The 26,802-nt window shown below is 39.2% G+C and carries 29 protein-coding genes; 10 read left to right on the top strand and 19 right to left on the bottom strand.

Annotated features, from left to right (window positions below; genetic code table 11):
* Window positions 1-136: 136 nt before the first annotated feature.
* The 4 genes from ACFFIP_RS08760 to lpxK form a co-directional block, all read right to left on the bottom strand.
* Entirely contained in the window at window positions 137-1,381 is a 1,245-nt protein-coding gene (locus ACFFIP_RS08760; protein ID WP_382387225.1) for an ABC transporter permease, read from the bottom strand.
* 123 nt (window positions 1,382-1,504) lie between these two features.
* A complete protein-coding gene (locus ACFFIP_RS08755) occupies window positions 1,505-2,116 on the bottom strand; it encodes a MiaE family protein (protein ID WP_382387224.1) in 612 nt (203 codons plus the stop codon).
* Between the two features lie 2 nt (window positions 2,117-2,118).
* Entirely contained in the window at window positions 2,119-4,077 is a 1,959-nt protein-coding gene (locus ACFFIP_RS08750) for a putative porin (protein ID WP_382387223.1), read from the bottom strand.
* A complete protein-coding gene (gene lpxK / locus ACFFIP_RS08745; protein ID WP_382387222.1) occupies window positions 4,067-5,122 on the bottom strand; it encodes a tetraacyldisaccharide 4'-kinase in 1,056 nt (351 codons plus the stop codon). Before lpxK ends, ACFFIP_RS08750 begins: the two co-directional genes overlap by 11 nt.
* 41 nt (window positions 5,123-5,163) lie before the next feature.
* Between lpxK and ACFFIP_RS08740 the strand changes: the two genes are divergently transcribed.
* The 3 genes from ACFFIP_RS08740 to ACFFIP_RS08730 all read left to right on the top strand — a co-directional run bounded on the left by ACFFIP_RS08740 (window position 5,164) and on the right by ACFFIP_RS08730 (window position 7,692).
* Complete coding sequence (locus tag ACFFIP_RS08740; RefSeq protein WP_382387221.1) at window positions 5,164-6,264, top strand: Nif3-like dinuclear metal center hexameric protein; 1,101 nt, start codon at window positions 5,164-5,166, stop codon at window positions 6,262-6,264.
* A 3-nt stretch (window positions 6,265-6,267) separates the two neighbouring features.
* A complete protein-coding gene (locus ACFFIP_RS08735) occupies window positions 6,268-7,032 on the top strand; it encodes a zinc ribbon domain-containing protein (RefSeq protein WP_382387219.1) in 765 nt (254 codons plus the stop codon).
* A gap of 240 nt (window positions 7,033-7,272) precedes the next feature.
* Window positions 7,273-7,692, top strand: a complete 420-nt coding sequence (locus ACFFIP_RS08730; protein WP_382387218.1) for a hypothetical protein — start codon at window positions 7,273-7,275, stop codon at window positions 7,690-7,692.
* Here the strand turns inward: ACFFIP_RS08730 and ACFFIP_RS08725 are convergent.
* Window positions 7,670-8,299: a histidine phosphatase family protein gene (locus ACFFIP_RS08725; protein WP_382387217.1), complete on the bottom strand. Its 630-nt coding sequence runs from the start codon at window positions 8,297-8,299 to the stop codon at window positions 7,670-7,672. The genes ACFFIP_RS08730 and ACFFIP_RS08725 overlap by 23 nt on opposite strands.
* A gap of 53 nt (window positions 8,300-8,352) precedes the next feature.
* On the opposite strand from ACFFIP_RS08725, the gene ACFFIP_RS08720 reads away from it, so the two are divergent.
* Genes ACFFIP_RS08720 through menD form a run of 3 tightly spaced genes read left to right on the top strand, consistent with a single transcriptional unit; the run spans window position 8,353 to window position 11,662 of the window.
* Window positions 8,353-8,775: a hotdog fold thioesterase gene (locus ACFFIP_RS08720; RefSeq protein WP_382387216.1), complete on the top strand. Its 423-nt coding sequence runs from the start codon at window positions 8,353-8,355 to the stop codon at window positions 8,773-8,775.
* Between the two features lie 2 nt (window positions 8,776-8,777).
* Window positions 8,778-9,986, top strand: a complete 1,209-nt coding sequence (locus ACFFIP_RS08715) for a chorismate-binding protein (protein WP_382387215.1) — start codon at window positions 8,778-8,780, stop codon at window positions 9,984-9,986.
* Between the two features lie 2 nt (window positions 9,987-9,988).
* Window positions 9,989-11,662, top strand: coding sequence for a 2-succinyl-5-enolpyruvyl-6-hydroxy-3-cyclohexene-1-carboxylic-acid synthase (menD, locus tag ACFFIP_RS08710; protein WP_382387214.1), 1,674 nt, complete (start codon window positions 9,989-9,991; stop codon window positions 11,660-11,662).
* A 28-nt stretch (window positions 11,663-11,690) separates the two neighbouring features.
* Here menD and ACFFIP_RS08705 read toward each other — a convergent pair whose 3' ends face one another.
* From ACFFIP_RS08705 to ACFFIP_RS08670, 8 genes are all read right to left on the bottom strand, one after another.
* Window positions 11,691-13,034: an MFS transporter gene (locus ACFFIP_RS08705; RefSeq protein WP_382387213.1), complete on the bottom strand. Its 1,344-nt coding sequence runs from the start codon at window positions 13,032-13,034 to the stop codon at window positions 11,691-11,693.
* Window positions 13,035-13,069: 35 nt separating this feature from the next.
* Window positions 13,070-13,738: a DNA-binding protein gene (locus ACFFIP_RS08700; protein ID WP_382387212.1), complete on the bottom strand. Its 669-nt coding sequence runs from the start codon at window positions 13,736-13,738 to the stop codon at window positions 13,070-13,072.
* Between the two features lie 15 nt (window positions 13,739-13,753).
* A complete protein-coding gene (locus ACFFIP_RS08695) occupies window positions 13,754-13,897 on the bottom strand; it encodes a helix-turn-helix domain-containing protein (RefSeq protein ID WP_382387211.1) in 144 nt (47 codons plus the stop codon).
* A gap of 349 nt (window positions 13,898-14,246) precedes the next feature.
* Window positions 14,247-14,639: a PIN domain-containing protein gene (locus tag ACFFIP_RS08690; protein ID WP_382387210.1), complete on the bottom strand. Its 393-nt coding sequence runs from the start codon at window positions 14,637-14,639 to the stop codon at window positions 14,247-14,249.
* Window positions 14,636-14,842 carry a type II toxin-antitoxin system VapB family antitoxin gene (locus ACFFIP_RS08685; protein ID WP_382387209.1) on the bottom strand — a complete coding sequence of 69 codons (207 nt, stop codon included), beginning with the start codon at window positions 14,840-14,842 and terminating at the stop codon, window positions 14,636-14,638. The genes ACFFIP_RS08690 and ACFFIP_RS08685 overlap by 4 nt, the downstream gene beginning before the upstream one ends.
* A 51-nt stretch (window positions 14,843-14,893) precedes the next feature.
* Window positions 14,894-16,042, bottom strand: a complete 1,149-nt coding sequence (locus ACFFIP_RS08680) for a DUF4221 family protein (protein ID WP_382387208.1) — start codon at window positions 16,040-16,042, stop codon at window positions 14,894-14,896.
* Between the two features lie 158 nt (window positions 16,043-16,200).
* Window positions 16,201-17,073 (bottom strand): LysR family transcriptional regulator, encoded by an 873-nt coding sequence (locus ACFFIP_RS08675; protein ID WP_382387207.1) that lies wholly within the window; start codon window positions 17,071-17,073, stop codon window positions 16,201-16,203.
* 201 nt (window positions 17,074-17,274) lie between these two features.
* Complete coding sequence (locus tag ACFFIP_RS08670; RefSeq protein ID WP_382387206.1) at window positions 17,275-17,667, bottom strand: GxxExxY protein; 393 nt, start codon at window positions 17,665-17,667, stop codon at window positions 17,275-17,277.
* A 335-nt stretch (window positions 17,668-18,002) separates the two neighbouring features.
* On the opposite strand from ACFFIP_RS08670, the gene hutH reads away from it, so the two are divergent.
* Window positions 18,003-19,571, top strand: a complete 1,569-nt coding sequence (gene hutH, locus ACFFIP_RS08665; protein WP_382387205.1) for a histidine ammonia-lyase — start codon at window positions 18,003-18,005, stop codon at window positions 19,569-19,571.
* Between the two features lie 60 nt (window positions 19,572-19,631).
* Here hutH and ACFFIP_RS08660 read toward each other — a convergent pair whose 3' ends face one another.
* From ACFFIP_RS08660 to ACFFIP_RS08650, 3 genes are all read right to left on the bottom strand, one after another.
* Complete coding sequence (locus ACFFIP_RS08660; RefSeq protein WP_382387204.1) at window positions 19,632-20,030, bottom strand: MauE/DoxX family redox-associated membrane protein; 399 nt, start codon at window positions 20,028-20,030, stop codon at window positions 19,632-19,634.
* Window positions 20,014-21,093 (bottom strand): hypothetical protein, encoded by a 1,080-nt coding sequence (locus tag ACFFIP_RS08655; protein ID WP_382387202.1) that lies wholly within the window; start codon window positions 21,091-21,093, stop codon window positions 20,014-20,016. The genes ACFFIP_RS08660 and ACFFIP_RS08655 overlap by 17 nt, the downstream gene beginning before the upstream one ends.
* Window positions 21,094-21,183: 90 nt before the next feature.
* Window positions 21,184-21,357, bottom strand: a complete 174-nt coding sequence (locus ACFFIP_RS08650) for a hypothetical protein (protein ID WP_382387201.1) — start codon at window positions 21,355-21,357, stop codon at window positions 21,184-21,186.
* A gap of 304 nt (window positions 21,358-21,661) precedes the next feature.
* On the opposite strand from ACFFIP_RS08650, the gene ACFFIP_RS08645 reads away from it, so the two are divergent.
* Window positions 21,662-21,979 carry an aromatic amino acid lyase gene (locus tag ACFFIP_RS08645; RefSeq protein ID WP_382387200.1) on the top strand — a complete coding sequence of 106 codons (318 nt, stop codon included), beginning with the start codon at window positions 21,662-21,664 and terminating at the stop codon, window positions 21,977-21,979.
* Entirely contained in the window at window positions 21,942-22,370 is a 429-nt protein-coding gene (locus tag ACFFIP_RS08640; protein WP_382387199.1) for an aromatic amino acid lyase, read from the top strand. Before ACFFIP_RS08645 ends, ACFFIP_RS08640 begins: the two co-directional genes overlap by 38 nt.
* Window positions 22,371-22,606: 236 nt before the next feature.
* On the opposite strand, the gene ACFFIP_RS08635 is transcribed toward ACFFIP_RS08640, so the two are convergent.
* The 3 genes from ACFFIP_RS08635 to ACFFIP_RS08625 all read right to left on the bottom strand — a co-directional run bounded on the left by ACFFIP_RS08635 (window position 22,607) and on the right by ACFFIP_RS08625 (window position 24,440).
* Window positions 22,607-23,014, bottom strand: coding sequence for a DUF1573 domain-containing protein (locus ACFFIP_RS08635; protein ID WP_382387198.1), 408 nt, complete (start codon window positions 23,012-23,014; stop codon window positions 22,607-22,609).
* Window positions 23,002-24,102 carry a BF3164 family lipoprotein gene (locus tag ACFFIP_RS08630; RefSeq protein ID WP_382387197.1) on the bottom strand — a complete coding sequence of 367 codons (1,101 nt, stop codon included), beginning with the start codon at window positions 24,100-24,102 and terminating at the stop codon, window positions 23,002-23,004. Before ACFFIP_RS08630 ends, ACFFIP_RS08635 begins: the two co-directional genes overlap by 13 nt.
* A 74-nt stretch (window positions 24,103-24,176) precedes the next feature.
* Window positions 24,177-24,440, bottom strand: a complete 264-nt coding sequence (locus ACFFIP_RS08625; protein ID WP_382387196.1) for a hypothetical protein — start codon at window positions 24,438-24,440, stop codon at window positions 24,177-24,179.
* Window positions 24,441-25,196: 756 nt separating this feature from the next.
* On the opposite strand from ACFFIP_RS08625, the gene hutI reads away from it, so the two are divergent.
* Window positions 25,197-26,441, top strand: coding sequence for an imidazolonepropionase (gene hutI, locus ACFFIP_RS08620; protein WP_382387194.1), 1,245 nt, complete (start codon window positions 25,197-25,199; stop codon window positions 26,439-26,441).
* The last annotated feature ends 361 nt before the right edge of the window (window positions 26,442-26,802 follow it).

Raw genomic sequence — 26,802 nt, 5'->3', positions numbered from 1 at the left:
ATTAGTCGACCAGTATTATACGTGTCAAGGAAAAAATCTAATCAAAAATCCCCAATCATGACTTTAGATTTTCAAAATCAAAAAATTGCAGCATAAAAAAGGCTGCCCTTTTCGGACAGCCCCTTTCATTTATTGCTTATTCGTAGCGTAATGATTCAATCGGATCCAATCTGCTGGCTTTATAAGCTGGAAAATAGCCTGAGGCCAATCCAACAACAATACAAATTACAAAAGCCACTATAATCCAAAGCCAAGGAACCAGAAAACCTCCCGGCCCAATAGCATTAGCAACAATATTACCGATACCAATCCCCAATAAAACCCCTAGAATTCCTCCAAGGATACAAATGACAATTGCTTCAATCAAAAATTGTTGACGAATCCTCAAAGGCGTCGCGCCCAAAGCCTTTCGAATTCCGATTTCCCTGGTTCTTTCAGTCACGGAAACCATCATGATATTCATCAGTCCAATAGCTGCCCCCAATAGGGTGATGAAACCAATTGTAAAGCCACCAATTCTTAAATAACCAGCGACTTCTTCCAAGCTTTCACCTACAGAACGGCTTTTTACAATCTCAAAAGAATCTTCCTCTCCTACCCTATCTTGACGGATTTTCCTCATAATCCCTGTGGCCTGCCCCATTTCATAATCAAGCCTTAGCGGATCTGATCCACTTGCTGTTACTGTATACCTAAAAGTCCCCCTACTATCTAATCTACTGGCATTTTCCACTGGAATAAAAATAGCCCTATCTGCTCCAGGGCCGCCGCCAACGCTTCCCTGCTTCTCTAAAACTCCTACGATCGTATACCTTCTTCCATAAAATGAAATATAATCATTCAAAGGGTCTTCGCCCTTGCCAAATAAAGTTTCCACTACATCCACCCCAACAATACACACATTATTACCATATTGAATTTCAGTATTGGAAAAATTTCTTCCCTTTTCAATTTTTATTCCTTTGATATTGAAATAGAGATCATCCACCCCCGTGATTCTTACATTTGGATTGGATTTCACAGAACCTCTCTTGATTTCAGCCGCACCTGTAACCGTAGAAAAAACTGTTGAGGGTCCTATAGTGGAAAACTCCTGTTGAAATGCAACTGCCTCCCTGTATTTTACCTGGGGAAAAACTTTCTGTGTCTTTCCATCTTGGACTGCTACCGCGCCTGATGTACCTTTTGACCTTACATCAAAGTTATTAGCGCCCAAGCCTGCAAAACTTTCTTCAATCTGCGCTTTGATGCCGTCAATCGCTGTCAACATACCCACTAAGGAAGTAATACCAATAGCGATAATAGTTCCTGTCAATATAGTCCTTAACAAATTGGCCTTAACGGACCTGAGTGCCTCCTTAATATTTTCGATCAAATTCATAAAGTGTTCAAATTAGAACAGAAACTCCTTCACTTAGCAATTCTGCAACTTAATATTAACGATAATCATTAAAAAATTAAGGGAATAGTTTCTTTTTTCTATCCCCAAAATTTCAATTTTCAACTAATGCATTCTATCTCCTCTTACTTCAAGGTTTTTCATCACCTCAGCCTCATAAGCCAGCCACTCCTGCCATCTTTGATTTACTTTATCTTTGCCATAAACCTCCCTAGCCAATTCAATAAAATTCACATAATGACCTGCCTCAGAAACCATTAATTCAAAATAAAATTTCTTCAGTTCTTCATCCTGAATATGTTTGGAAAGCAATTTAAATCTTTCACAACTCCTGGCTTCAATCAATGCGTTCATTAAGAGTTGTTCTGTCAATTGTTGCTTTCTATTACCTCCTTTCTTGATGAATTGCAAGAGTTTGGTCACATATTCATCTTTTCTCGGTTTACCAAATGGATATCCGCGCTTATTTAAGTGTTCCATAACTCTTTCAAAATGCCCCCATTCCTCTGCAACAACTGGTGTCAATGCAGCCACAACTTCTTTAAAATCAGAGAAATTAACAATCAACGAAATACATGAAGATGCTGCCTTTTGCTCACAATAAGCGTGATCCACTAAGATATCACCTATATTCATTTCTGCAATATTTACCCACCTAGGGTCAGTGGGCAATTGCAAATGCAACATTTTTTGTCTTGTACTTTCTTCCCAGCTCATCTTTAATCAAATAATGGCCAACTTATCCCCACATCGAGCATACGGTTGAGTCCAGTATAATAAGGTGTGACAAAATATCCAGGTTCATTCATACTGTTCACATTGATATGATTGAATCTCAACAATATCCTGGTCCTGTTTATCCTGGCATTCAAAAAGAAATCAACTACAGGATATGCGTAAACATTAAAATCATTTTGCAAATAAAACTGCTGCATGGCAGGATTATAATTGAAAGCAAAATTATCACTTCTATACCTTCCCTCAAGACCAATCTGAATAAACAAATTATCATTGAACATCGGGCTATCAAAGAATATTCTGGTATTCAGCATCACCTCAGGGATTCGGAATTTATCTGCCCCTCCTCCTGAAATAGAGGTATAATAGGCATCAGCCTCCCAAACAAACTTTTTCTTAATATTAAACGAAAACTTGACTGCTGGAATCACCATGAACGCCCCCTCTCCTGACTGAGCTGCTTGCTGATCTTCTTCAAAATACACGAAGTTATTTATTCTGTTGATTGTCAGGTTTGGTCTGAAACTCCAGCTGCCAAAATCAAGCTTCATCACCCCTTTTATCTGATCTACTCCTACATTGGAAAAATTATTATCCCATTCATGATGATTTCCAAAGTACCTCATCTGCATGGAAGTTGGTTTGTAGAGGGCTTTTGTATAGGATGCTTCCAGCCATGGGGAGACAAAAAGCCCATGCAATCGGAATGCCCCAGGAATCAAATACTCTCCCTCTGCCTCAAAACTCCACTGCTCATTGATTTCTCCTCTCAAGGCCCCTCCAAGGTACAACTCATTGAAATTATTGGCTGATTCAAAATAAGGACTTTGCATCCTTCCTGTTCTGAACTTTACATATGCATTGTAATAGAGTGGTCCAATATCCCCCTTAAAACCTGCTTCATTTCTCCATTCCGAAAAGTGATTGAAGTTGGAAGTGGTATCCTGATCCTGAAATCTTTCAGGGTTAAACAAGTTAAAATAGGTTGAATCAGAAGAGTTTAAATTGGAGAAGAAAGAAACGGATTGCTTTTTCTTATCAAACACGTGATAAACCTGCCAGCCTTTTACCAACTCGTATTCATGATAAAGGTGATACTCTTGCCTTAAATCAGTGGCTCTTGAATTTCTAAGCCAAACCTTGGCATCTTCATAAGCAAAAAGGATGGAATTTTCATCAATATCAGGTGGGACTATTCCTCCCTGTTCCCTGACCAAATGGCGCATTCTTGAAAAATTTGCCAAAAGGAAATATTTGCCGTTTTCAGACCTATAATTGGTATGAAATGAATAGGAGTTCTGATCAGCCATATTATCATCCCTGGCATTAGGATTCAGTGTTTTTCTGGCCCTGATGGTATTCAGGTTAAATCCTAAATTCCATCGGGGATTGACATTCCTCGCAAATGCCAGATCAAGCATATTCCTATTCCCCCCACCCCAAAAAGCGTTCATTTGAGTATAGGGAGACTTGGTATCATAATACTTCATGCTATCCGCAGCATTGAAATATAAGTCGTAAGCATGGAAACCAGAACTTGTCCCAATCATTCTAGGAACCTCATACATTAGAGGCCTGGCTGCACTCCCTAAATTTCCAAGATCCTGATACATCCAGCTTCTCTTTGCTACAGGCTCATAACTATGGAAATTATTTAACAGGGTATCTATTTCATGTTTTTTATCCCTGTTCCTTTTGATATCCTTTTCGAAAAAATAAAGGGTAGTTTTGGGACCGAAAACCATCTTGGTTGAATCATCAATGAGTTTTCTTCTCCCTCCAGCCTCTTCTTGATCTTCCCGATCACCAGCTACCTCCTGACGCTGACCTCCAACAGGAGGCATCTGTCCCTGAGGAGGTCTAACAGGTCTTTGGGCATGGGCAAACCCACCTACCAAAAACAGTAAGAAAAAAAAGAAAAGAAATAAGTTAACTCTCACTGATATAGGCTTTATCCTTGATTATTTTATTGATCCGAGCATCAAGATATTGGCTCTTATCCTGTTCCAATTTTACCTTAATCGGTAAGACAAAAATCGGAAAATCTTCCAAATATTTACTGAAAGCTTCACTTTTAAGTTTAACAGCATCCTTTTCCGTGGTTAAGATCATAGCCGAACTGGATTCAAGGAGCAATTCTCTCATCTTTTTAATATCTGAAAGTTTATAACGGTAGTGATCAGGAAAAGATAATCGATGCAGCATATTGAAGTGTTTTTGCACCTCTTCAGCAAAAAGCCTGTCATTGGCAATTCCAGACACCAAAACAACATCTTTTCTTACCTCAGGAAATTTAGGGTTGACAGCAATAGGTTGCCCATATTGTATCCCTGCAAAAACAACTTCTGCTTTTGTAAACCGCTGAATTTGTGTTTTCATGGATTCTTTTTCTTCATGGGAAACATCCAAAGGACATTTGGTCACGATGACGATATCAGCTCTTTTTGCACCGGAAGGATGCTCCCTTAATGTTCCAAGAGGGAGAACATTGTCCCTATAGAAGGGTTTCTGATAAGTGGTCAAGAGCACATAAAAATCGCCCTTGACATATCTGTGCTGAAAGGCATCATCCAAAAGAAGTAAATTTGTCTTAGGCCTTAATCTTAAAATTTCCAGAATTGCCGGCACTCTTTTTTCACCTACCGAGACTGTCACATTTTTACCATACTTGGTGAAAATCTGAAAAGGCTCATCTCCCAACTCGTTCGGTCCCATATCCTGATCAGCCAGTAAAAAACCCCGGGTTTTGCGCCCATATCCCCTGCTTAGTGTCGCAATCTCAAATTTATCCTGAAAGCATTCAATCAAATATTCCACCATTGGGGTTTTTCCTGAACCTCCAAGATTAAGATTGCCAACGACAACGACCGGCACTTTAAAATTAAAGCTCCTTTTCAGCCCGGTATCAAACATCCAGTTCCGCACACAGGTAACAAGATCATACAGCAAGGCAAAGAGATAAAGCAAAGGGTCGTACCAACGCATTAGCTATTTTTCTTTATTTTTGGACAAAGTAATATAAAAATATGGTTTACACGATCAGAGAAATAGTTTCTTATCTGGAGAATATTGCTCCACCCGCCTATCAGGAGTCTTATGACAACGCCCAATTGATCACAGGAAACCCAGATGATGAAGTGAAAGGCATTCTCTGTACTTTGGATGTGACTGAGGCAGTTGTAGAAGAGGCAATTGATTTGGGATGCAATTTGATTGTGGCACACCATCCTATTGTATTTAAGGGACTCAAAAGTCTTACCGGTAGAAATTATGTGGAGAGGACCGTCATCAAGGCCATCAAAAACGACATAGCCATCTATGCCATTCATACCAATTTGGACCATGTATCGCATGGTGTCAATCAAAAAATAAGTGAAAAACTTGGACTGGTCAACACAAAAATCTTACACCCTAAAAAAGAAATGCTTTCAAAACTGGTGACTTTCGCGCCACAGGATGCAGCCGAAAAAGTCATGAATGCGCTCTTTAAAGCTGGTGCAGGGCAAATAGGAGAATATACAGATTGCAGCTTTTTAACAGAAGGAACCGGTACATACACACCCTCTGATAAAGCCAATCCTTATCTTGGTGAAAAAGGAACAGCACACAGGGAAGAAGAAATCAAAATAGAGGTAATATTGCCCGGCTTTTTGGAGAACAAAGTTTTAACCAGTTTAAAAGCCGCACATCCTTATGAGGAAGTTGCTTATTACCTTCAAAAACTTGAAAATGAAAATCAAACAGTTGGTGCAGGTATGGTCGGTGACCTTCCTTACTCGATGGATGAAAATGAATTTTTAAGTCATCTCAAAAAATCCATGCAACTGAATACCATCAAGCACACTGCACTTTTAACAAAGCCTGTAAAAAAGGTGGCTGTATGTGGTGGAGCCGGGATTTTTTTACTGAATCATGCAAAAAAATCAGGGGCAGATTTTTTCATCACTTCGGACGTCAAATACCATGAATTCTTTGATGCTGAAAATCAATTAGTTATATGCGATATAGGGCATTACGAAAGTGAAATTTTCACAAAAGAATTACTTGGAGAGATATTGTCGCAAAAATTTACTAATATTGCACTCTATTTGACAAAAGTAGTTACGAATCCCATAACTTACCTATAGTACATGGAAAGTACAGTTGCACAAAAGCTTGAAGCCTTATTAAACCTTCAGAAAATAGATTCCAGACTCGATGCGATTTTTAAAGTTAGAGGAGCCCTTCCAGAAGAAGTTCAAGACCTTGAAGATGAGATAGCAGGATACGAAACAAGATTGGAAAAATTCAATCATGACATTGCTTCGTTGGAAGAGGATATCAAAAAATTCAAAGAGAACATCAAAGAATCTGAGAAGCTGATCAAAAAATACCAAGAGCAGCAGATGAATGTCAGAAACAACAGGGAGTATGACGCCATCACCAAGGAATTGGAACTGCAGGATTTGGAGATCCAGGTTTCTAAAAAGAAAATCGGTGAATCTCAGTCTAAAATCGAGAACAAAAACAAGGATGTTGAAGAGTTAAAAGACCATTTGAAAGAAAGACAAAAAGACCTTTCAACCAAACAGGATGAGCTCAAAACCATTGTTTCGGAAAGCGAGAATGAAGAGAGCAAACTCAAAGCAGACAGAGAAAAAGCGCTTAAAAAAATAGAAGACAGGCTTACAAAATCTTATGCTAAAATCCGTACCAATGCCAAAAACGGACTTGCAGTAGTAATGGTCAAAAGAGGAGCGTGTGGAGGATGCTTTAATATCGTTCCCCCTCAAAGACAAGCTGATATCAGAGAAAAGAAAAAACTGATTGTCTGCGAACATTGTGGTAGAATTTTCGCTGGAGTTGAAGACGAGATCGAAGAGGATATCACCAAGAAAAAAAGAAGCAGAGCTTAAATAATTTCACAAAAGCCCGATTTATTCGGGCTTTTTTTTTTGAATTACCCCCATACTACAACCCTATTAATCTTTGCCTTGAGGCTCGAACAAAAACACTTAGCGCTATATCTCAGGCATCAAATAATCTTTTTTTTGAAAAGAAAACCGAAAGCATAAACAGCTTTTAAAATCCACTTTTAAAAAATTTAAACAAACCTTATTGTTGCTTCATTCGTTTTCTTTTCATAGATTTCAGTTATGAAGAGAACATTATTCGCTTTATTCTTTTTGTTTTTAACCTCTCTGAGCCATGCCAAAGACTCAGATGGGGATACATTTTTAATTCTCTTTGATAAATCAGAATTGAAACAACTGCGGACAAGTCCCGCATATATTGAATTGAGTTTGCTCAATCTATTTAAAACAAAATCCTATTCAGGAAATTCTGACGCAGCCATAATCGTCAAAGTTCCAAAAGGCAATATTGATGAATGTCAATTGGGAGACATGTTTATCAGGATCAACAACAAAACTATTGTCCCCCTTCAGGAAGTAGCCTTGAAAATCATTAACTTGGATGAATCCAAAAACACCTATCAGCACCTTTTGATGGCATTTGATGATAAAAACCAAAAGAACAAAAAAAACAAGCCTCTTAAAACAGCACCAAGTCCTTAAGGTGTTCGCCACTATTAAATTTTTCAATTTTAAAAGTTCCTAATTCATCTTGTTGCAGAATATACAAGCCAAGATTTTGATGCTTGAATATATCCATATACCTTAAATCATATCCCAACAGCACACTGATCAAAATACGCATTGCCCTACCATGCATGCAGATCAAAAACAATTCCCCCGGCTGGGAAAGAATATGATCAATACCTTTTTTGAGCCTTTTAGCTACTAGAATGGGACTTTCTCCCCCTTCAATTGCAAATTCCAGATCTCCTGAAGCCCATCTCTCCAACATGTACTGGTAGTATTTATTTTCTTCCGGTGTCATGGGAACACCTTCATACCTTCCCCAACTTATTTCATTGAGTTCAGGAACTGCCTCATTCGCAATACCAAGATCCAAAAATCCCTGTACCGACTGCTTGGTCCTTTGTAGTCCTGTATAAAATACTTTGTCAAAAGGGATGTCCCGATATCGATCAAAAAATGCCTGCGTCTGTCTCTGGCCATTCCTATTTAATGAAGCATCTATTCCACTACCCTGTACCACGCCCCTTAAGTTATAGTCAGTCTGCCCATGTCTGACGAGGTATATTTTTTTCCTTAGCAAGATTCTCTATTTTTGTTTCGAACTTCAAAGAAAAAGCTTTTATCTCATAATCCATGATATTTCCCCCAAACCTTCGTGTAGACACCCTCAATGACTGGGGCAAGAACACCATGACGGACTTTTTGGATATTAAGTTTACCAAAATCGGTGAAGACTTTCTCGAGGCCACAATGCCTGTTGATTACAGAACCAAACAGCCCCTTGGCCTGTTACATGGAGGAGCCAATGTCGTTTTGGCTGAAACTCTGGGAAGTGTAGCAGCTTCGCTTACTGTAAACTCGGAAAAGCAATATTGTGTTGGTTTGGAAATCAACGCCAATCATATCAAATCTGTCAAAGAGGGACTGGTGAGAGGCATTACCAAACCTATTCATATTGGTAAAAAGACACAAATTTGGGAAATTAAAATCTACACAGAATCTGGAGAATTAAGCTGTATCAGCAGAATCACCATGGCTGTCATCGATAAGAAATAAACATGCAGGTCGCCCTTGATCAACATACCGTCAGTTTGGAAAACTACCTTGCTCATCTTTTTGCTGAGCTTCTTTTGGACGGCCATCAGTTTGCCGTTTGGAGAAAACCTAATTCCCAATTTTTACAGATCCTGATTGATAAAACCGGGAAAGTAAAAAGAATTTCTCCTCAGATAGAAGAATTGATTCCAGGATTTATCATCCATCCATTTGTGGATCAAAAAGACAGAAAAGCATATTTCTTGGAAGCCACTGAGTATTTCAAGATTGATCTTCTTGCAGCCGATAAACTACCCGTTCCTGACATCAAGACAAATTTCAAAACTGCTGAGGAAGCCAAAGAATTAATCCAATCCTATTTCCTCAAGAATACCAAAGCAGAGTTCAATTCCAGAAAAGATTTTGAGTGCAGCAAGGAAGAATTTATTAATTTGGTGAAAATGGGAATCAAGGCAATAGAGGAGAGACAATTGAACAAGATTGTGCCTGCCAAACTGAAAAAGATCTCACTCAATGAGCATTTTGACCTGATAAAATCCATCAAAAGTCTCTTGGATTCATATCCTAATGCCTTTATCAATTTCTTTCATCTTCCTGAAGTAGGAACCTGGATAGGAGCTTCTCCAGAGGTGTTGATTCAGACAAAGGGAGATCAATTCTATACCATGTCTTTAGCAGGAACTCAGAAAGCACAGGGAGACAATCCCCTAAAAAATGCTGCGTGGACACAGAAGGAAATTGAAGAACAGGCATTGGTTTCCAGATATATTGTAGACTGCTTCAAAAAAATCAGACTCAGAGAATATGAGGAAATTGGCCCGAAAACTGTTGTGGCTGGAAATCTGCTGCACCTAAGGTCTGATTTCAAGGTAAATATGAAAGCTACCAACTTCCCTCAATTGGGTTCTGTTATGCTGGAATTGCTACATCCAACTTCCGCCGTCTGTGGCATGCCAAGACAAGAAGCTTTTGATTTTCTAAATGAGAATGAAAAATTTGACCGTTCTCTTTTTGCCGGCTTTATAGGCCCAGTAAATATCGAAGGGGAAACCTCCATCTATGTCAATCTCAGAACCGCACAGATTACTGAAGGGGCTGCATTACTTTATGCAGGTGCCGGCGTTACTTCAGATTCTGACCCTGAAAAAGAATGGGAAGAGACGGAAATGAAATGTGAAATTATCGGTAGACACCTTAACCTGAAAAACTAACCTTGGTCATACAGCCTATATTAGATTTAGTATCTCTCTGTGCCCAAAAAGGCATCAAAAATGCTATCCTATCTCCTGGGTCGAGGTGTGCGCCTATCACCTTAGCCTTTGCCAGACATCCCGAAATTCATTGCAGGACGATATCAGACGAAAGAACAGCGGCATTTATAGCATTAGGAATGGCCCAACAACTGGAGCAACCTGTGGTTTTGGTTTGTACTTCTGGTTCTGCCGCTTATAACTATGCGCCTGCTGTGGCAGAGGCCTATTTTCAGCAAATCCCACTACTTGTAATCACAGCGGATAGACCGGCTGAATGGATTGACCAATGGGATGGTCAGACTATTCGTCAACCACAAATTTATGGTAAACATGTAAAGAGATCTTTTGACTTCCCGGATGAATTCAGTCACGTTGATAAAGTATGGCATGCCCAACGCATCGTCAACGAAGCCATCAATTTGGCCAATCAGTATCCCCCTGGACCAGTACACCTCAATATTCCGCTTAGAGAACCCTTCTACCCGGAAGTGGGAGAGCAATTTGAATTCAAGCCTGTAAAAAACATTGAGGTCTTGGCATCTGAGACCTATATTTCTCCAATTCTGGAAACCCAGCTTCGCGATAAACTAAAAGTCTATCAAAACATCCTGATTGTCCCTGGACAACAAAGGCCGGATTCGGAATTGCAGGCAACGATTAACATACTTGCATCTGATGGCAAAGCTGTAGTAGTTACCGACACCATTTCCAACTTACAGTCAGCGCATACCATTTCATTTCACGACCACTTTATTGGTAATGCTTCAGTTCAACAGCAGCTTAAGCCAGATCTAATTATTTCTTTTGGGAAATCCATCATTTCTAAAAGCCTCAAGTTGTTCTTGCGGAATAATCCTGCAGCACACTGGCATGTTCAAATTGCGGGCTATAGTCCCGACACCTATCAATCATTGACTACCATCATCAATATTGACCCTAAAAACTTTTTACGTTTCTTAAATCAAAACCTGGCAAAAAATCAGGACTATGTGAATCGCTGGAAGACTTTGAATGATTTGGTAAAAAAGAACCTCCTTGAAACTCTAAGAGCTGCTGAATTCGGAGAATACAAAGCTATTTCCAAAGTTCTTACTGTAACGCCAGATCATGCAAAAATCCACTTGGCCAACAGCATGTCTGTACGATATGTGAATTTTCTTGGTCTGCGGAATCAAGAAATCATTTGTAACAGAGGAACAAGCGGTATCGACGGAAGCAATAGTACAGCTGTGGGCTGCTCTTTCACCACTAAAGACCCCATTGTAATCCTTACTGGTGATTTGGCTTTTTTCTATGACAGAAATGCTTTTTGGCATAATTACCCGATGAATAACCTAAGAATCGTCTTGCTCAATAACCATGCTGGTGGAATTTTCAGGCTGATCGATGGACCCGCCAGACAACCCGAACTCGAGGAGTTTTTTGAAACAAATCAAAGTTTATCTGCCAAAAACCTAGCCGCAGAGTTCAATATGGAGTATCATTTGGTCGAGAAAGAAGATGAACTGAATATTGCCTTGAATCATTTTTTTGGCGCAAGTCCATTTCCAAAAATACTTGAAATCAAAACAGAAAGCCCTAAAAATGCAGAGATTTTAAAATGGGTGAAATCTCAAGTGCAGAATCTTTTATGATTAATGCATTCGGAAGGCAATAATAAATTTATACTTCCTTCAATCTAAAAGCTAAGAACAGTCCAATTCCCAACAATGCAACGAAAACAGACAACATCGCCTGTACTCCAAACAATGACGATAAGCTTCCTAATCCCGCAGCAAGCAACGTAAATACTCCGATCATGGTATTGGAAAGGGACACATAAAGCGGCCTTTCCTTCTCTGGAGCAAAATCAACGAGGTAGGTCTTCCTACTCAGTCGGGCACCTCCATGGGCCATCACCTGAATCAGGAAAAGGGCTGCAAAAACATAAATATTCTGCAAACTATCCGGCCAAAAAGGAAACAAGGCCATCAGCGAAATATTGACCATTCCCAGAATGGATACCCATACCATTAAGTTACGACTGGAATGATCTGCAAACCGTCCCCAAAAAGGACTGCTCACAATATTGGCAATGCCGGCAGCAATCACCATAATACCTAGATTATCGAGCTCACTTCCTAATTCATCCTTTCCCAAGACTACGAAAAAAGGCTGTGCCAAAGGAATCGCCATCAGAAATCCTCTGGTAAAAATAAACCTTCTCAAGTTGCTGTCTTCTTTCCAAAATTTCCAGGCATTTTTGAGCTCCTTGACAGGTGTCCTACCTCCCTCTGTGGCTCCCTTTTCCTCAGCTATCAAAGCAAATAGAAAAGCAGAAAGCACCCAAAGCAATGCTCCAGCCATCACCAGCCAAAACAACATATTTTGATCCTGGCCTCCTTCCAGATCCTGAAGGATAAATACCCCAGAAGCCAAAGTCAAAACACCTCCTAGGGTGGCTCGCATGGCCAATAGCTGACCCCGCTTACCTTTAGGAATCGTCTTCCCCACTACATCCTTAAAACTTATGCTCGCTACACCACTGGCCAAACTAAAAATTAACAGTAGGCTCAAAATCAAAATCCCCGCTGTTTTCCCTTCAGTCCCCAAAACCACAAATGCCATTGCCGCTAAAGACATAGCCTGTATCAAGGCAGGGATAACCCAAAACCACTTCCTGATGGCATAAGCCCTAATTTTTGCAGAAACAAACAGCTGTGGCAATAAAGAGCCTGCATCTTTAATAGGCACCAAAGCTCCAGTAAAGAGATTTGGAACACCTAATGCGGCTAAAATCCAAGGCAAAGTAGTACCTGGACTGACTAACTGTTCAGCTAACTTAGATAAGGAACCGCTGAAGACATTTTTGAAAAAATTCCCGGGAGTTTCCTTACAGGCCCTTTCTGAAATGGCCTCACAGGCCCGTTCTTCTCCTTCATCAGTGATCAGTTCGTAGGTTTTGGATGCTAAAGTATGATGGAACATACTCAAAAATAAGGAAACCTTTCTTTCCAACTGTTCCATTTGGGAAGAAAGGTTGTTTTGAATTTTTTCAGGAATCAAAAGATAGCGTGAGTGCTATTCGACAAATCAACTGACTTATCTGATGTAGTGTTTCTATACTCCTGATAAAGCAATACAATAAGGGAAATCTCAAATATAGTGAGGAAGATCAAGCTAGGAATAGCAAAGACAACCGTCATAAAACTAACCCCTGTTAAAATCCCTATAGCTCCTGCAATGATATATATTGTGCCTTGAGATTTTGAAAGGTGTAGGAAGCTAGAAGCAAACAACACATAAACCAATCCAGCAATCAGTGATCTTAATAACAGGCCAGTAACGAGGTCTATACCTAACCAGTAAGTCACTACATCTTCCAGAATAAACACAAAAGTCAAAATTACCAAAAAGACTGACATTAATTTTAGCAGAAGGTTAGAAAACAGGTTGCTTAATTTATAGAATGCTCCTGTAAACATGATGAAAAATACAAGGAGTGACATTTTCAAAAACGTGTAGAAGTAAGCAAATCCTATCGAAAATGATGACTTTTCAATAAAAAGCTGCACATCTAAAGCCGATTCAATTACTGCCAAAACCAAATAAACAATTCCTGCAATTAAGGAAAAACGAAGCCATGAGTTTAAGTTATCTGGACCAGCAACTTCTGTATTCTCAGACTGGAAACTTTTCATATCCTCTGGCTCTACTTCCAGTACTTCCAAAATGGCTTTGACAGTTTAAGACCTAGGGGTTACCTCCCCTGCTTCGATACGTTGTATGGTACGCACATTGATATTGCATCGCTCTACCAGTTCTTCCTGGGTCAATCCTTTGGCCTTTCTCCATTCCTGGATCTTCTGGCCCAATTGCGGTTGTTTCATGCTGTGAATGTTTTGTTTGACCATGGCAAGTTGGTTGGATTCTCACAAATATAGCCCGAAAAAAGGGAGGATTTCACCCGACATTTGGACGGCATTTGTTTGAAAGACACAAGATGTAAGAATTAAGATACGAGACTTCGCCTAGAAAGAATGGGAATTAATATATGCTCTACCTGTCGGTAGACAGGTTTGCGATATATGGTAGATATCCGCCACGGACAAGTTATGCCTACTTCGACAAGCTCAGCGCAAGTTCGGCGATATTTTGGGGGCGTGTTTAGATGAAGATTATCCTTTAAAAATATTCAAGTAATTTAAAAGGATAAATGAAAATAATGACTTTCCAAAATCAGGAAATTCCTGGATAGAACAACCGATCATATCCAATGACTTTCCTAAGTTTTTTGTCCAAGGTCCAAAGCTTCAACTCATTTTTGGCTACTGCATGAAAAATCACAGCATCGACCAACCCCACTCCTTGATGAACAAAGTTTTCTCTTTGCGACAACATTCCTGCTTCAATGATATGATAAGGCTCATCCAAACTTGGAATGATATTGGCCAACTGAATAATCGTCTCCACTTCTCTTTTGCCCTTAGCCCCTTGAAGTAATTCTGCAAAAATCAATTCTAGCCCAAAGACCCGATTATCTTCCAGCAGTTCTTGACATATCAAAAAAACATCCGGATTACCTCTCAGGTATTCAATCCAGATAGACGTATCAAAAACTACACCTCTCATCGACGGTTCAAATCTCTTAATTCCTGAGCAGAATACTTAAACTCTAAGGGCTCACTTACTATTGTGACTCCAATCTGCTTGATTTTTTGTGATCTAATATATGAAATTAAGGCCACCTTAAGCGTTTCTGTAATCGTATCGGCTTGTGAAAGCGCCATAGCTTCATTTATCAAATCATCAGGGATTATGGCTGTAACTTTCATATTTCCAGTTTTTTACAAAAATACGATACATTATCGTATGAAGTATGAATTTTATAAAATAATTTCAAAAACCTCAAACCCCATTTGATCCTCCTGATTTTTCGGGTTGTCGGGATTATTAGTGGAAATGTACAAACCCTTTTTCCCTACAAAGGCATTCATTGGCAAGTACTTCCCTCCTTCGAAATACTTTTCTCCCAACAACTTCAAATCCTGATCAAAAACCATCACCACAAATGGACCAGGATTATTTCTAAGTGCCCTCACTTCCTCTTCTGTATATACTTCAAGTTCAGGATATGCAAATCTGTAAAAAACTTCCCGGTAAGCATCATAAATTAAATTCTCATACCTGGCAGAGGCAGTACTATATTTTTGTGATTCCAAAAATGCCCCATCAATAGGAAACAAAGGAAGTACATCTTTCAAATAGCTACTCTTCCCCTCCACTTTATTCAAAGAAGAACCAAAATCAACTGCCCAATACAAATGATGATCCCCAAAAAATGAATAGAGAATCTTTCCATTACCTTGGGCGCTGCTGAACTCGAAGCGTTTAAAACCATTTGCCAAATAATCAACCGGATAATGCTGTGGCAATAATTGAGGCATTAATGAATCCAAATCAAGCTTGAAAACCAGATGTGATTTCGCTAGCATTTCATTGGTCATCTCTCTGTAATTATCGACGATTGCTGGCCTGGTTTTTAGAAAAATCTCCTTACCCCTGATTACGGGTGGACTGACATAACTGATGTTGTGAACAAATCCTGCCGTATGATTTTCTGGCAATGGATACTTGAAGCGATTGATTACCTCTCCGTTAGAACCTATCAAGCTGAATCCAGCACCGCCAAAAGGAAACACAAAAATACTATCTAAGGTGTGCACGTGAAATGCCATGATTTCCCCTACTCCTTGATCACCTTCTTTCTCCATTGGAATGGTCTTGATCAAATCCCCATTATCCAAATCGTATAATTGAATGGAATTGGTATTCCAATTGATATTGAATAAGAGCTCTCTTTCAGACTCCACGTATTGCAAACCCATACTGAAATCAGGGGTGGTTTCATCTATCGCAAGATCGATTTTCCCAGCAGACCTTAACTCAAAGGCAAGTTCTTTATCAGAACTCTGATTACAGGAAAAAAAGATAAACTGACAGGACAAAAAACTCAATAAAAGACGGTTCTTCATGATTTCGGTTTTAGTTGAATTAAACCTATTAAATTAATTACAAAAGAACAACGTCAACCTCCGTTAAAGCTCAAATTTCTATTGTATTTCGCGGAGCATATTTCAAATATTATCCATCCATATCGCAACGCAAATATCTCTCAATATCAATTTCACATTTATATCAACCCCAAAATCTTCCCTAAAACAGGATTCCTATTCCCCTTTTTCCAAACGGCATACAGCTCCGTTTTTTGTTTGATTTTATCCAGTTCGAAAAACTTCACTTTCAGATCATAACCCTCCTTCAAAGAAGTTGGTACGATGGCCACCCCTAAGCCCGCCTCCACCAGTTTGAATATGGTCAGGGCATGGACAGACTTATGGGTGATGCGTGGAGAAAAACCCTTATCCTCACAGATGGACATGATCTTATCGTAGTAAATGGAGGAATAATCCTGAGAAAAGAGGATAAAATTTTCATCCTTCACTTGCCCCATATGCTTAAAGTCATCCGCCGACAAGGGATGAGTTGCTGGCAAAACCACCGAAAAAGTATCCTGATGAACCATCTTCATTTCCAAGGATTCTGGAACCCTTGCCAAACGTACAAAGCCCAAATCCAACTTGTCTTTTTCCAACATTTCAATCTGCATGGCATTGCTGAATTCTTCCAAAGAAGTTTGGATTCCGGGATAGGTTTGGGAGATTTTGACAAGCAGTTCAGGAATCACCGTATGCGACGCCGAACCCAGAAAGCCTATCCGCAACTCTCCAATATTCCCTGCGGCAATTTCCTTGAGTTGGGTTTTGGTGAGTTCGAGGTGGTTGAAGATATAATCCACCTCTGCTTTGAGAAAATGCCCGGCAGGAGTGAGCTGGACTTTTCTTTTGGTCCGCTCAAACAACTGAACTTCAAGGATCTCCTCCATCTGCTTGATCTGACGGCTAAGACCTGGCTGGGAGATAAATAATCGCTCTGCTGCCCGTCCAAAGTTTAATTCTTCGGCGACGGCACGGAAGTATTCAAGGTGGCGGAGTTCTATATTCAAGGTTCAATGATTTTAAGCCACAAAGGCACGAAGACACAAAGAAAGGTAATATGGGCCACAAAGGCACTAAGTTATCTAGGTTATGGAAATGAAAGGATTAGGTATTGCTGCCATTTCATTTCTAAGGTTGGTGCTTTGTGATTTTTGGATTATCCTTCATTCAATTTTCTTCGTGCCTTTTACGTCTTAGTGGCAATCTTTTTAATTACGAAATCTTCTAATCCCTTTCTTTATCAATGGCACATTAAAGTTTATCAAATAACCTAAGCTCAAACCTGTCAATTTCAGGTGGCTGATAATCTGGGCTTCCCAGACTGGGTTGACTTGCTCAACAGATTTTATTTCAATGACAACTTTTTCTTCAACCAGTAAATCCAACCTGACCCCCTCATCGAATTGGATCCCATCATATTGAATTGGAATAGTTACTTGCCTTTTGACATCCAAACCTGCTTTTCTAAGCTCGTGTGCCAGACAAACTTCATAGATCTTTTCCAAAAGTCCAGGCCCGATACTCTTGTGAATTTTAAATGAAGCGTCAACAATTAATTTCCCTATTCTTTCTTCCTCAAAACAAAGCTCATCAATATTCATTTCTCAAAAACTTGAATGTTAAAAAATACAAGTTACGGCAGGTACACTTTGATATCAAGGCAAAACCTGAAAATATCCGTTTATTTTTAATAACCTTTAGTTATTATTATTAAAACAAATTAGTATTTATAATTATGTGTAGAACTGACTAATTTTGAAATGTGTTTGTAACGCCAAAAGGACACTAAGTATTATTTTATAATGCCACAAAGGCATACGAGACACTAAGCTTTCAACATGCTTATAAGAGAAAAATGCCATGAAAAAATTCTTTGTGCCTTAGTGTCTTAGTGGCATAAAAAAACCTTTGTGGCAATAAACCAACAAGAAACCCCATGAAAACCTTCCAATACGCCCAACAACACCTCACCGCCTCCATCGCCCTCGGTATAGCCAATGGGAAAATAAAAGGTATCCTCACCCCTGAAACACGGGAAAATGTAAAAGCCAGTGCTGCTACGGTCGAAAAAATCGTAGCCAATGGCCAGCCAGTCTATGGCATCAATACGGGCTTCGGACCATTGTGCACGACCTTGATCTCTCCTGACCAAACCCGCAAACTCCAAGAAAACCTGCTCAAAAGCCATGCAGTAGGTGTAGGCGAACCAATACCCGTGGAGATTTCCAAGTTGATGCTGATCCTCAAGCTACATGCCTTGGCAAAAGGCTTCTCGGGCATTCAGGAACAAACCTTGGACAGGATTCTCTGGCATATTGAAAATGATATCATTCCGGTAGTGCCCAAACAAGGTTCGGTAGGCGCATCGGGTGACCTCGCTCCCCTCTCCCATTTGTTTTTGCCGCTGATCGGCTTGGGAAAGGTACATGTGGGCGGAAAAATACGCCCCACTGCAGAAGTTCTGCAACAACATACCCTATCACCAATCCACCTTGGCCCCAAAGAAGGCCTTGGACTGATCAATGGTACGCAGTTTATTGCAGCGTTTGGGGTGAAAGTTTTAGAGCGCTTTTACAATATCCTCGCCCATGCGGATATTACTGGAGCAATGATGCTAGAAGGGTTATTGGGCTCGATCAAGCCTTTTTCTGCCGAACTCCATCAACTCCGTCCTTATGCCGGCAATCAGCACGTAGCCCAGAGCATCCTTAACCTCTTACACGAATCTGAGATCGTGCATTCCCATGCTACTTGTGCACGGGTGCAGGATCCTTATTCCTTACGATGTATGCCTCAGGTGCACGGAGCTTCCCGCAATGCTTGGTTGCATTTGAAGCACATGCTGGAAACTGAAATCAACTCAGTTACTGATAATCCAGTAGTCTTTGATGAAACCCATACCATCAGCGGGGGAAATTTCCATGGTCAACCCATCGCATTACCATTGGATTATGCCTGTTTGGCAGCATCGGAAATCGGGAATATTTCCGACCGAAGGATTTACCTCTCCTTGGAAGGAGATACTCCCGGAGTGCCCAAACTCCTTTTGAAAGAAACAGGCTTGAATTCCGGCTTCATGATCCCCCAATACACTACAGCAGCTTTGGCAAGCGAGAATAAAGGACTATGCTTCCCTTCATCCGCCGACAGTATTCCCACATCCCTCGGTCAGGAAGACCATGTGAGCATGGGGAGTATAGGAGCCAGAAAAGCCCTTCAGGTCATCGAAAACGTTGAGAAAATCCTAGGAGTAGAACTTTTCTGTGCTGCTCAAGCGGTGGATTTCCATGCTCCTTTGAAATCGGGGAAAATCATGACTGCCCTTTACGAACATGTCCGCACCAAAATCAAACATGTCACCGAAGATCAGATCATGTACGAAGATATGGAGACCGCAATAGAGATCGTTCGAAGTGGGGAATTACTTAACTTGGCAAGGGAGGTGGCTGAAAAAGAAGGATTGGAATTGGAGACAAAGTGGTCGGGGGAGTTTGAAAGGTACTAATCCAAACCTACCTGCATATTAGGGTACATTAGAAGTTGATTAAAACTCTTTCAATAAAGTTTAATCTTTGATAGTTTTTTCTCTTATCAAATTGAAGAGAGAAAAACCCAAAAGAAATATTAAGATCAGTTGATTAGTCAATGGATTTATCCTTTCCAAAAATAAAGAACAACCACAATTCTGGAGGCTTGTAGTAAAATAAACAACCATGTAAAAAACCACCAATATGACAGCTGAAAGATACACAAGGATGTTTCGTTTTAATACAAAAACTAGAATAGCTGTTAGGACTTTGAGAGCAACAACAATGTGGGCTAAATAATAACTCCAATGAGATGGTATTAAACTACCAGACCCAATTCCAATAATAAATGCATTTAAATTAAATATTTTCTCGAATGCTGAATATAACAATAAAAAAGAAAGTCCAAACGTAATAAAACTATTCAAGTATTTCATAGTTAACAATGGTCAAATCCTCATAAAAAACCAATAAATTTTCACCTACCTTAAAAATTTTAACAGCTTCTTGGCCATCAGTTAAATTGGGAACTTTAATACTGAATTGATATTCATTGCCACGAGTTTCAGTAACAGAATAAACATCTATCACCTTTGTTTCTTTTTCATTGGAAATATCATTTAGCAGCCAGAAATAATCATTTTGATCCAAAAAACCATCTACGAACATTTGGTAAGAAGGAACATTAACCAACACTTTCATTCCTCCTCCAAAGGATTTATATTCTGCTCTTGGGGGTGGAGTTTTGTCAATAGTGGTTATTGCTCTTAGGAATTTTTTTTCTTTGCGGTCAAAAACAAATAACCTACCAACGCAATAATTAAAATATATTCCGAAACTATCATTCAGTCTAAAATCTCCTTCGTAAACTTTTGAAACATATTGTGTTCTTTCGATTGGAATATTTATTGTGTTTGCAACATCACCTTCTTTAAAATCCACTAATTCAAATTCTAATACGTCTGTAAAACCCTCATTATCTGAGTATTTAATAAGGACTTGACTATTTGAAAAAAAAGCGAGTGAATAAAAATAAGTTTTTAATTTAAAGTGGCTAATTTCATTTTGGAGCAAATTTACTTGCTTTATTGCCGTTTGCTGAAAATCATGAACCAAAATTTTATTTTTATCAGTATAAAAAACATGAGCTTGAGAAAACTCTGATGGACCAAATCCTTTAGACCCTATGGAGCTTTGTAATTCAAAATTGAGGTTATATTTTTCCAGGGTTTGTGTTTCAGCATTTGCAATCCAGAAATAAGGATCGAATGGTGCGTTTTGTTGAAAATTATGTACCCTTGAAAAATCATTTTTCCTATTAACTTCAACAAGTCTAAGTGCAAATAATCTACTGAAATTATACTCTAATTCAGAATTTTTATAATTTAATTTAATTTCTTCATTCTCAAAAATTGAATCTTCATTTGGTTTTTGTTCACAACCTAAAATCAACAAGAATAGACAAAAATAGATAACTGATCCGATAAATTTACTTCGCATAAACATGATTATTTAAGTTAAATTTAATTTCTTCAAAAAATCAACAAATGGCTGTATAAGAAACAGCCATTTGTTGAACCCTAGATCTTTTTAAAACTCTCTCCAGCTGCCAGTTGAATGCACTACTGTCCCGTCAGGATAAGTAATTTTACACTCTCCGGCTCCAACACAACCACCTTGCAAAGATTCTTCTGCATTTGTAATTATTACATTCATTGAAAATGCAAGGACAAATGCAACTGATAATGAAATTAGCTTTTTCATAATTAATTTAATTTTAGTTGAACAAAATAATTTTATTGAATCAGTTCAGGCCTCAACTAAACTCAATTAATAATAGTACTTAAAAATTAAAATTAAAAATTTCTTACACACTAACAGTCAAGACCTTAAGACTTTTTGCACTATTCTAATAGTCAACTTCAAAACAATATTTTAAAAAATTAGCTTACCCCCCCCCCGAAAAACCAAACAATTAGTAATTAAACTTTGATTTTCCAAAAAAATAAACTTTTTTTATAGTTTTTGAAAAAAAGTTGAAGTGCAATTCGTTTAAATCAGAATTTTATTGAAAAATAAATTCATCCAAAGCAGGCTGTACCTGAAGCAAATGCTCGAACCAGAAATCAACTCCGTGACGGACAATCCAGTAGTCTTTGATGAAACCCATACCATCAATGGTGGCAACTTCCATGGTCAGCCCATTGCCATGCCCTTGGATTATGCTTGTTTGGCCGCATCCGAAATCGGCAACATCTCCGACCGTAGGATTTACCTTTCCTTGGAAGGTGACACTCCGGGAGATCCCCAAATTGCTTCTCAAAGAAACCGGCCTGAATTCAGGCTTTATGATTCCCCAATACACTACGGCAGCTTTGGCAAGTGAGAACAAAGGATTGTGCTTCCCTTCTTCTGCAGACAGCATCCCAACTTCTTTGGGACAGGAAGACCATGTGAGTATGGGAAGTATTGGAGCCAGAAAGGCCTTGCAGGTGATTGAAAACGTAGAGAAAATCTTGGGTGTAGAACTCTTCTGTGCAGCACAAGCAGTGGACTTTCATGCGCCATTGAAATCAGGGAAAATCATGACTGCCCTCTATGAACATGTCCGTTCCAAAATCAAACATGTCACCGAAGATCAGCTCATGTATGAGGACATGGAAACTGCCATTGATATCATCCGAAGCGGAGAATTGATTAACTTAGCCAGAGAAGTGGCTGAAAAGGAAGGTTTGGCTTTGGAGACAGAATGGTCGGGGGATTTTGATAGATTTTAGTTCAAGTCTTCAGACTTGCCCGAGGCAGGCGGGCTTGGACTATATTAGCAGCAGTCTTCAGACTGCATCTATACATTCTGAAGACTGGTAGGATTCTGGTCCAAGATAAAGTCTTGAACAAGCAATGATAGTCCTTGTCTTTACCCATAAAGTAGTTTGTGTATAAGTACCTTAATATTTAATTTTCACCTTCTTCAAACTGCCACATCTCAGTCTGAGAAAAGTTGATTTTTAATCTAATCAAAAGGTACGAGTCCAGAAATCTCAAGTCTATCAGGACTGGTTTTACTATTTGAATAAACCATTATTTCTTTAATAAAATAACCTTTGTTTATTTTATCGTATTCAACCCTAAAACTATCAGTTTCATTTTTTTTCAAAAAGCTCTCATTCCAATAAGGAATAGTACACCCGCAAGACGTTTTGATATTGTAAATTTTTAACTCCCCATTTCCAATATTTCTATATTTAAAGTAATAGTAAGAACTATCGCTTGTTTTTAACGTATCAAAATCATACTTCCTCACATCAAACAATATTTCTGGTGAATAAAAATTATTAACCCATTTTTTTGCAAAAACTGATAATACAACTGATGCAATTACAATCAGTATAAAAACTACCCACTGTATTACTTTACCCATCTTTTTAGCTCATTAGAAAGATCAAACCTCAACACTAATTCATGACTGTAATCTGTTGCATACAACATTCCCTTTCCTTCATCAAAAGCAATGGTGCTCAAATCATGCGCTATCTCTAAATAAGCCAAAGGTTTCCCTTGCCAATCAAACACTCGTATAAAGCTTTCATTTTCCTTAAACTTATCCGTTCCTACATTTTTTTTTGCTTCCAAAGCAAAAATCAACTTTTCCCCGAGAGCCAAACCGTTATATCCATCAAGGATTGGATTAATCCATGATGTTGCTGGATTGATCTCTCTAGCATCATAAAAATCATCTTTCCAATTATCTCCGTCTACGATAGACAGGAGGAGTTTGAGATTATCATCAAAAATATCTATCCTGTTAAAGATAAAAGCCGCCTGAACAAATTGATCTCTTGTCGGATGCTTTTCAAATGGACCTCCATAAAGGCTATGAATTGTTTCAATTGGCAATTGGCTAATATTTTTTACCTTTGGAAACAATGGAGATTTTATTATCTTTTTTGTTTCCAGATCATAATATTTAAGCCTACTTCTATCTTGTTCATAAATATAACAATTCACATACAGCCTCTTGTTACTCCCCATAAAACCCTTTGAAAAAGGAAAAACCTTGGCATTAATCCTAAGCTTCCTTTCCGTTATTGGATAGGGAGTCTTTTGTTGAATCGTTTTTGTAAGGTTCATTAAGTTGAACGAACCTCTTAAATAATCAAAATACCATAACTTAATCCCATTACTGCTCTTCTCAAATTGGCCCGCTGTGGTAGCAGGAATGTCCCATTGGTCAGGCCCGTCACCTCTTACTCCTATTGGACCTAAGTAGGTTAACTTGTCCTTGTGAAAAACATGGTAATGGTGTTTCCCGCTATTTACTTGAGTCAGGATTAAGCTATCAAAAACATGGATTCTATGGTGGTGATTAAAATCATCGGTCAAAATTTTCTGACTTTTAATTATAATCTTCTCTGGAAAGTCTTTTTTAGTTACTTTCAAAATCTCCTGAGCAAATACAGTTGTCAGTGACGAAATAACAAATACCACAAAACCGGCTAAGAATTTCATTAATTGTCTCATAAAATTTGGAATAGGAACACTCTAGCAGAAAAAGCTTCTACTAGAGTGAGTGAAAATAAGGTTTATGATCCGGGAAGAGATTCATCTGAACCACACGGACCAACATTACTACCAACGCCGGTCGCATGAGAACAGTAGGTAATTTGACAAAATGTTGCGAGACCATCATCCCCGCTAATGTTGTGCTGACAATAACTAGTGCCCATCATTGCAGTCTCAACAACGTCTTCTCCAAAAGAAGTCATAGGCGATAAACCTATAATGATTCCTAAAACAACAGCTGCTGAAATCTTTACAGCATTGACAATCAAATTTTTTAGTTTCATGGTTGTTTTTAATTAAGTTGAACATCTAACATTTATGAAATTAATAAACCAATTTCATTAATCAAAAATCATTTATCATTGAAAATCAAATTCTTAAAATTTTTTGCACTATTCCAATGTTCAATTTCAGAATAATCTTTTAAAAATTAGTTTACCCCCCCCCACCGAAAAACCAAAGAATTAGTAATTGAACATGAGTTTTCCAAAATAATAAACTTTTTTTATAGTTTTTGAAAAAAAATTAGCGTGCAATTCGGCTAAACTATATTTTTTTTAAATATACCGACATCCATTCCAATTATCGAATATTGTAAAATTCCAAATCAAAATAACCATTTACTTGCTATCACTTATTTTTAAAAATTACTCCAGGTTATCACTTATTGAATAAATTGGTATGGAAGATTATGAAGGGATTTGGGTACTTTTGTAATAAAGCCACAAACCTGCCTGTCGTGAGACAGGGGCGCTAAGACACAAAGGAAATATTACATTGAAGTAAGATGCGAAAGACGAGAAACAAGAACTAAGAGGCAAGAGACAAGACTGTTTTCGTTACCCAATAAAAACCTTTACAACTTTGCTGCTTTGCGAGGCAAAAACCAAAGCTTTGTGTCTTTGTGCCTTCGTGGCAAATGAGAAAAGAGAGACAAGAAGCGAGATGAGCAAATCATATACCCTGTCTTGCGCCAACCTTTGCGACTTCGCGGCTTTGCGAGCCAAAACCAAACCTTTGTGGCAATATAAAATATGAATATGCAAACCATCAAACATACCTTCATAGGCCCTATCCGCCAAGCGGTCACCATGTCAAACCTCTCCTTAAAAGGTGCATTGAAAGATGAACAGCTGGACATCATTTCTGAAGCAGGCATTCTCATCAAAAATGACCGCATCCATCAGATTGGCAACTATTGGGACCTGTATCCCGAAGCACAATCTATTGGAGCAGAAATAGTAAACCTGAAAGGCGACTTTGTGGCTATGCCAGGATTGATCGACTGCCATACGCATATCTGTTTCGGTGGTAGCCGTGCACAGGACTATGCCATGCGGAATGCCGGAAAGTCTTATCTGGAAATCGCCAAAGCAGGCGGAGGCATCTGGGATACGGTCACCCAAACCCGGAAAGCCAATCAGGAGAAACTGGTTCAACTGACTGTTCAGCGAGCCAACAGACACCTCAAAGACGGCATCACTACAATTGAGGTCAAAAGCGGTTATGGGCTCTCCGTAGCCGAAGAACTCAAAATGCTCCGAGCCATCCAAGAAGCCAATGAGAGCACTTATGCAGACCTGATCCCAACCTGCTTGGCAGCACATATTCCCCCCAAAGACTTCCAAGGAACCCAGCGTGATTATCTGAAAGCTATTACTGATGAACTTTTCCCCATCCTCCAAGCAGAAGGCCTAGCCAATCGGATCGATGCCTTTATTGAGGATACAGCCTTTACTCCTGAAGATATCCAATCCTATTTCCAAAAAGCCAAGGACATGGGTTTTGATATCGCGGTACATGCAGACCAGTTTCATGCAGGCGGTTCACAATTAGCTGTTGACTTCGGAGCCATCTCCGCAGACCATCTGGAAGCCAGCAAAGACAAGGAAATTGCTTTACTCGCCCAATCTGACACCATTGCTGTGGCCTTACCAGGTGCATCCATGGGTTTGGGGGTAGCCTACACTCCCGCACGGAAATTACTCGATGCCGGTGCCTCCTTGGCCATCGCCTCCGATTGGAATCCAGGTTCGGCTCCCATGGGTGATTTGCTTATGCAGGCTGCTGTACTGGGTACCTTTGAAAAACTCAGCAATGCAGAAGTCTTGGCAGGCATCACCACAAGAGCCTCAGCAGCCCTGAATCTCCATGACCGAGGACAATTGAATCCTGGCATGTTAGCCGATATCATCCTATTTCCCACAGCCGATTATCGGGAGATTACGTATATGCAGGGGAGGTTGAAGCCAATGAGAATCTTTAAAAGAGGAGTTGAGGTTTAATTGAAATATGGTGGAAATATGCTTCGCGAAATATATTTGAAATACATTTGAAATCGAAGTGAGGGGAGGATTCCGAAAGTGAAGCTATTCGGGAATAAGTAGAAATCCGCCAAGGCTAAGTCATGCCTTCGGCGAAATAAAGTGGTAATAGCTTCTCCTTGTCACCTCTCTCCCTACAGCTGTACGGGAGAGAGGTCTTTAAACCCCAAAACGGAAAAAAGATTTCTCTCTACGTTCGAAATGAATTGTGTTTAATTTCAAGTTTTGATCCAAATATTATTTTAAAATAGGATTAAGATGTCTGTAGTTTTTATCATATCCAACACCTGATTTAGCAACTGCAAACGCTTGTTTAATCAAC

It is taken from the genome of Fontibacter flavus, from assembly GCF_042432905.1.
GTDB classification, from domain to species: Bacteria; Bacteroidota; Bacteroidia; order Cytophagales; family Cyclobacteriaceae; genus Fontibacter; species Fontibacter flavus.
The sequence above is the reverse complement of the archived record's forward strand: the minus strand, read 5'-3'. Positions and strand labels throughout refer to the sequence as shown.

Coding starts and splice junctions, on each gene's coding strand:
- ACFFIP_RS08760 (WP_382387225.1), bottom strand. CDS start 1,381: ATGAATTTGATCGAAAATATTAAGGAGGCACTCAGGTCCGTTAAGGCC.
- ACFFIP_RS08755 (WP_382387224.1), bottom strand. CDS start 2,116: ATGAGCTGGGAAGAAAGTACAAGACAAAAAATGTTGCATTTGCAATTG.
- lpxK (WP_382387222.1), bottom strand. CDS start 5,122: ATGCGTTGGTACGACCCTTTGCTTTATCTCTTTGCCTTGCTGTATGAT.
- ACFFIP_RS08740 (WP_382387221.1), top strand. CDS start 5,164: ATGGTTTACACGATCAGAGAAATAGTTTCTTATCTGGAGAATATTGCT.
- ACFFIP_RS08735 (WP_382387219.1), top strand. CDS start 6,268: ATGGAAAGTACAGTTGCACAAAAGCTTGAAGCCTTATTAAACCTTCAG.
- ACFFIP_RS08730 (WP_382387218.1), top strand. CDS start 7,273: ATGAAGAGAACATTATTCGCTTTATTCTTTTTGTTTTTAACCTCTCTG.
- ACFFIP_RS08720 (WP_382387216.1), top strand. CDS start 8,353: ATGATATTTCCCCCAAACCTTCGTGTAGACACCCTCAATGACTGGGGC.
- ACFFIP_RS08715 (WP_382387215.1), top strand. CDS start 8,778: ATGCAGGTCGCCCTTGATCAACATACCGTCAGTTTGGAAAACTACCTT.
- ACFFIP_RS08705 (WP_382387213.1), bottom strand. CDS start 13,034: ATGGAACAGTTGGAAAGAAAGGTTTCCTTATTTTTGAGTATGTTCCAT.
- ACFFIP_RS08695 (WP_382387211.1), bottom strand. CDS start 13,897: ATGAAACAACCGCAATTGGGCCAGAAGATCCAGGAATGGAGAAAGGCC.
- ACFFIP_RS08690 (WP_382387210.1), bottom strand. CDS start 14,639: ATGAGAGGTGTAGTTTTTGATACGTCTATCTGGATTGAATACCTGAGA.
- ACFFIP_RS08685 (WP_382387209.1), bottom strand. CDS start 14,842: ATGAAAGTTACAGCCATAATCCCTGATGATTTGATAAATGAAGCTATG.
- ACFFIP_RS08680 (WP_382387208.1), bottom strand. CDS start 16,042: ATGAAGAACCGTCTTTTATTGAGTTTTTTGTCCTGTCAGTTTATCTTT.
- ACFFIP_RS08670 (WP_382387206.1), bottom strand. CDS start 17,667: ATGAATATTGATGAGCTTTGTTTTGAGGAAGAAAGAATAGGGAAATTA.
- hutH (WP_382387205.1), top strand. CDS start 18,003: ATGAAAACCTTCCAATACGCCCAACAACACCTCACCGCCTCCATCGCC.
- ACFFIP_RS08660 (WP_382387204.1), bottom strand. CDS start 20,030: ATGAAATACTTGAATAGTTTTATTACGTTTGGACTTTCTTTTTTATTG.
- ACFFIP_RS08655 (WP_382387202.1), bottom strand. CDS start 21,093: ATGCGAAGTAAATTTATCGGATCAGTTATCTATTTTTGTCTATTCTTG.
- ACFFIP_RS08650 (WP_382387201.1), bottom strand. CDS start 21,357: ATGAAAAAGCTAATTTCATTATCAGTTGCATTTGTCCTTGCATTTTCA.
- ACFFIP_RS08640 (WP_382387199.1), top strand. CDS start 21,942: ATGATTCCCCAATACACTACGGCAGCTTTGGCAAGTGAGAACAAAGGA.
- ACFFIP_RS08635 (WP_382387198.1), bottom strand. CDS start 23,014: ATGGGTAAAGTAATACAGTGGGTAGTTTTTATACTGATTGTAATTGCA.
- ACFFIP_RS08630 (WP_382387197.1), bottom strand. CDS start 24,102: ATGAAATTCTTAGCCGGTTTTGTGGTATTTGTTATTTCGTCACTGACA.
- ACFFIP_RS08625 (WP_382387196.1), bottom strand. CDS start 24,440: ATGAAACTAAAAAATTTGATTGTCAATGCTGTAAAGATTTCAGCAGCT.
- hutI (WP_382387194.1), top strand. CDS start 25,197: ATGCAAACCATCAAACATACCTTCATAGGCCCTATCCGCCAAGCGGTC.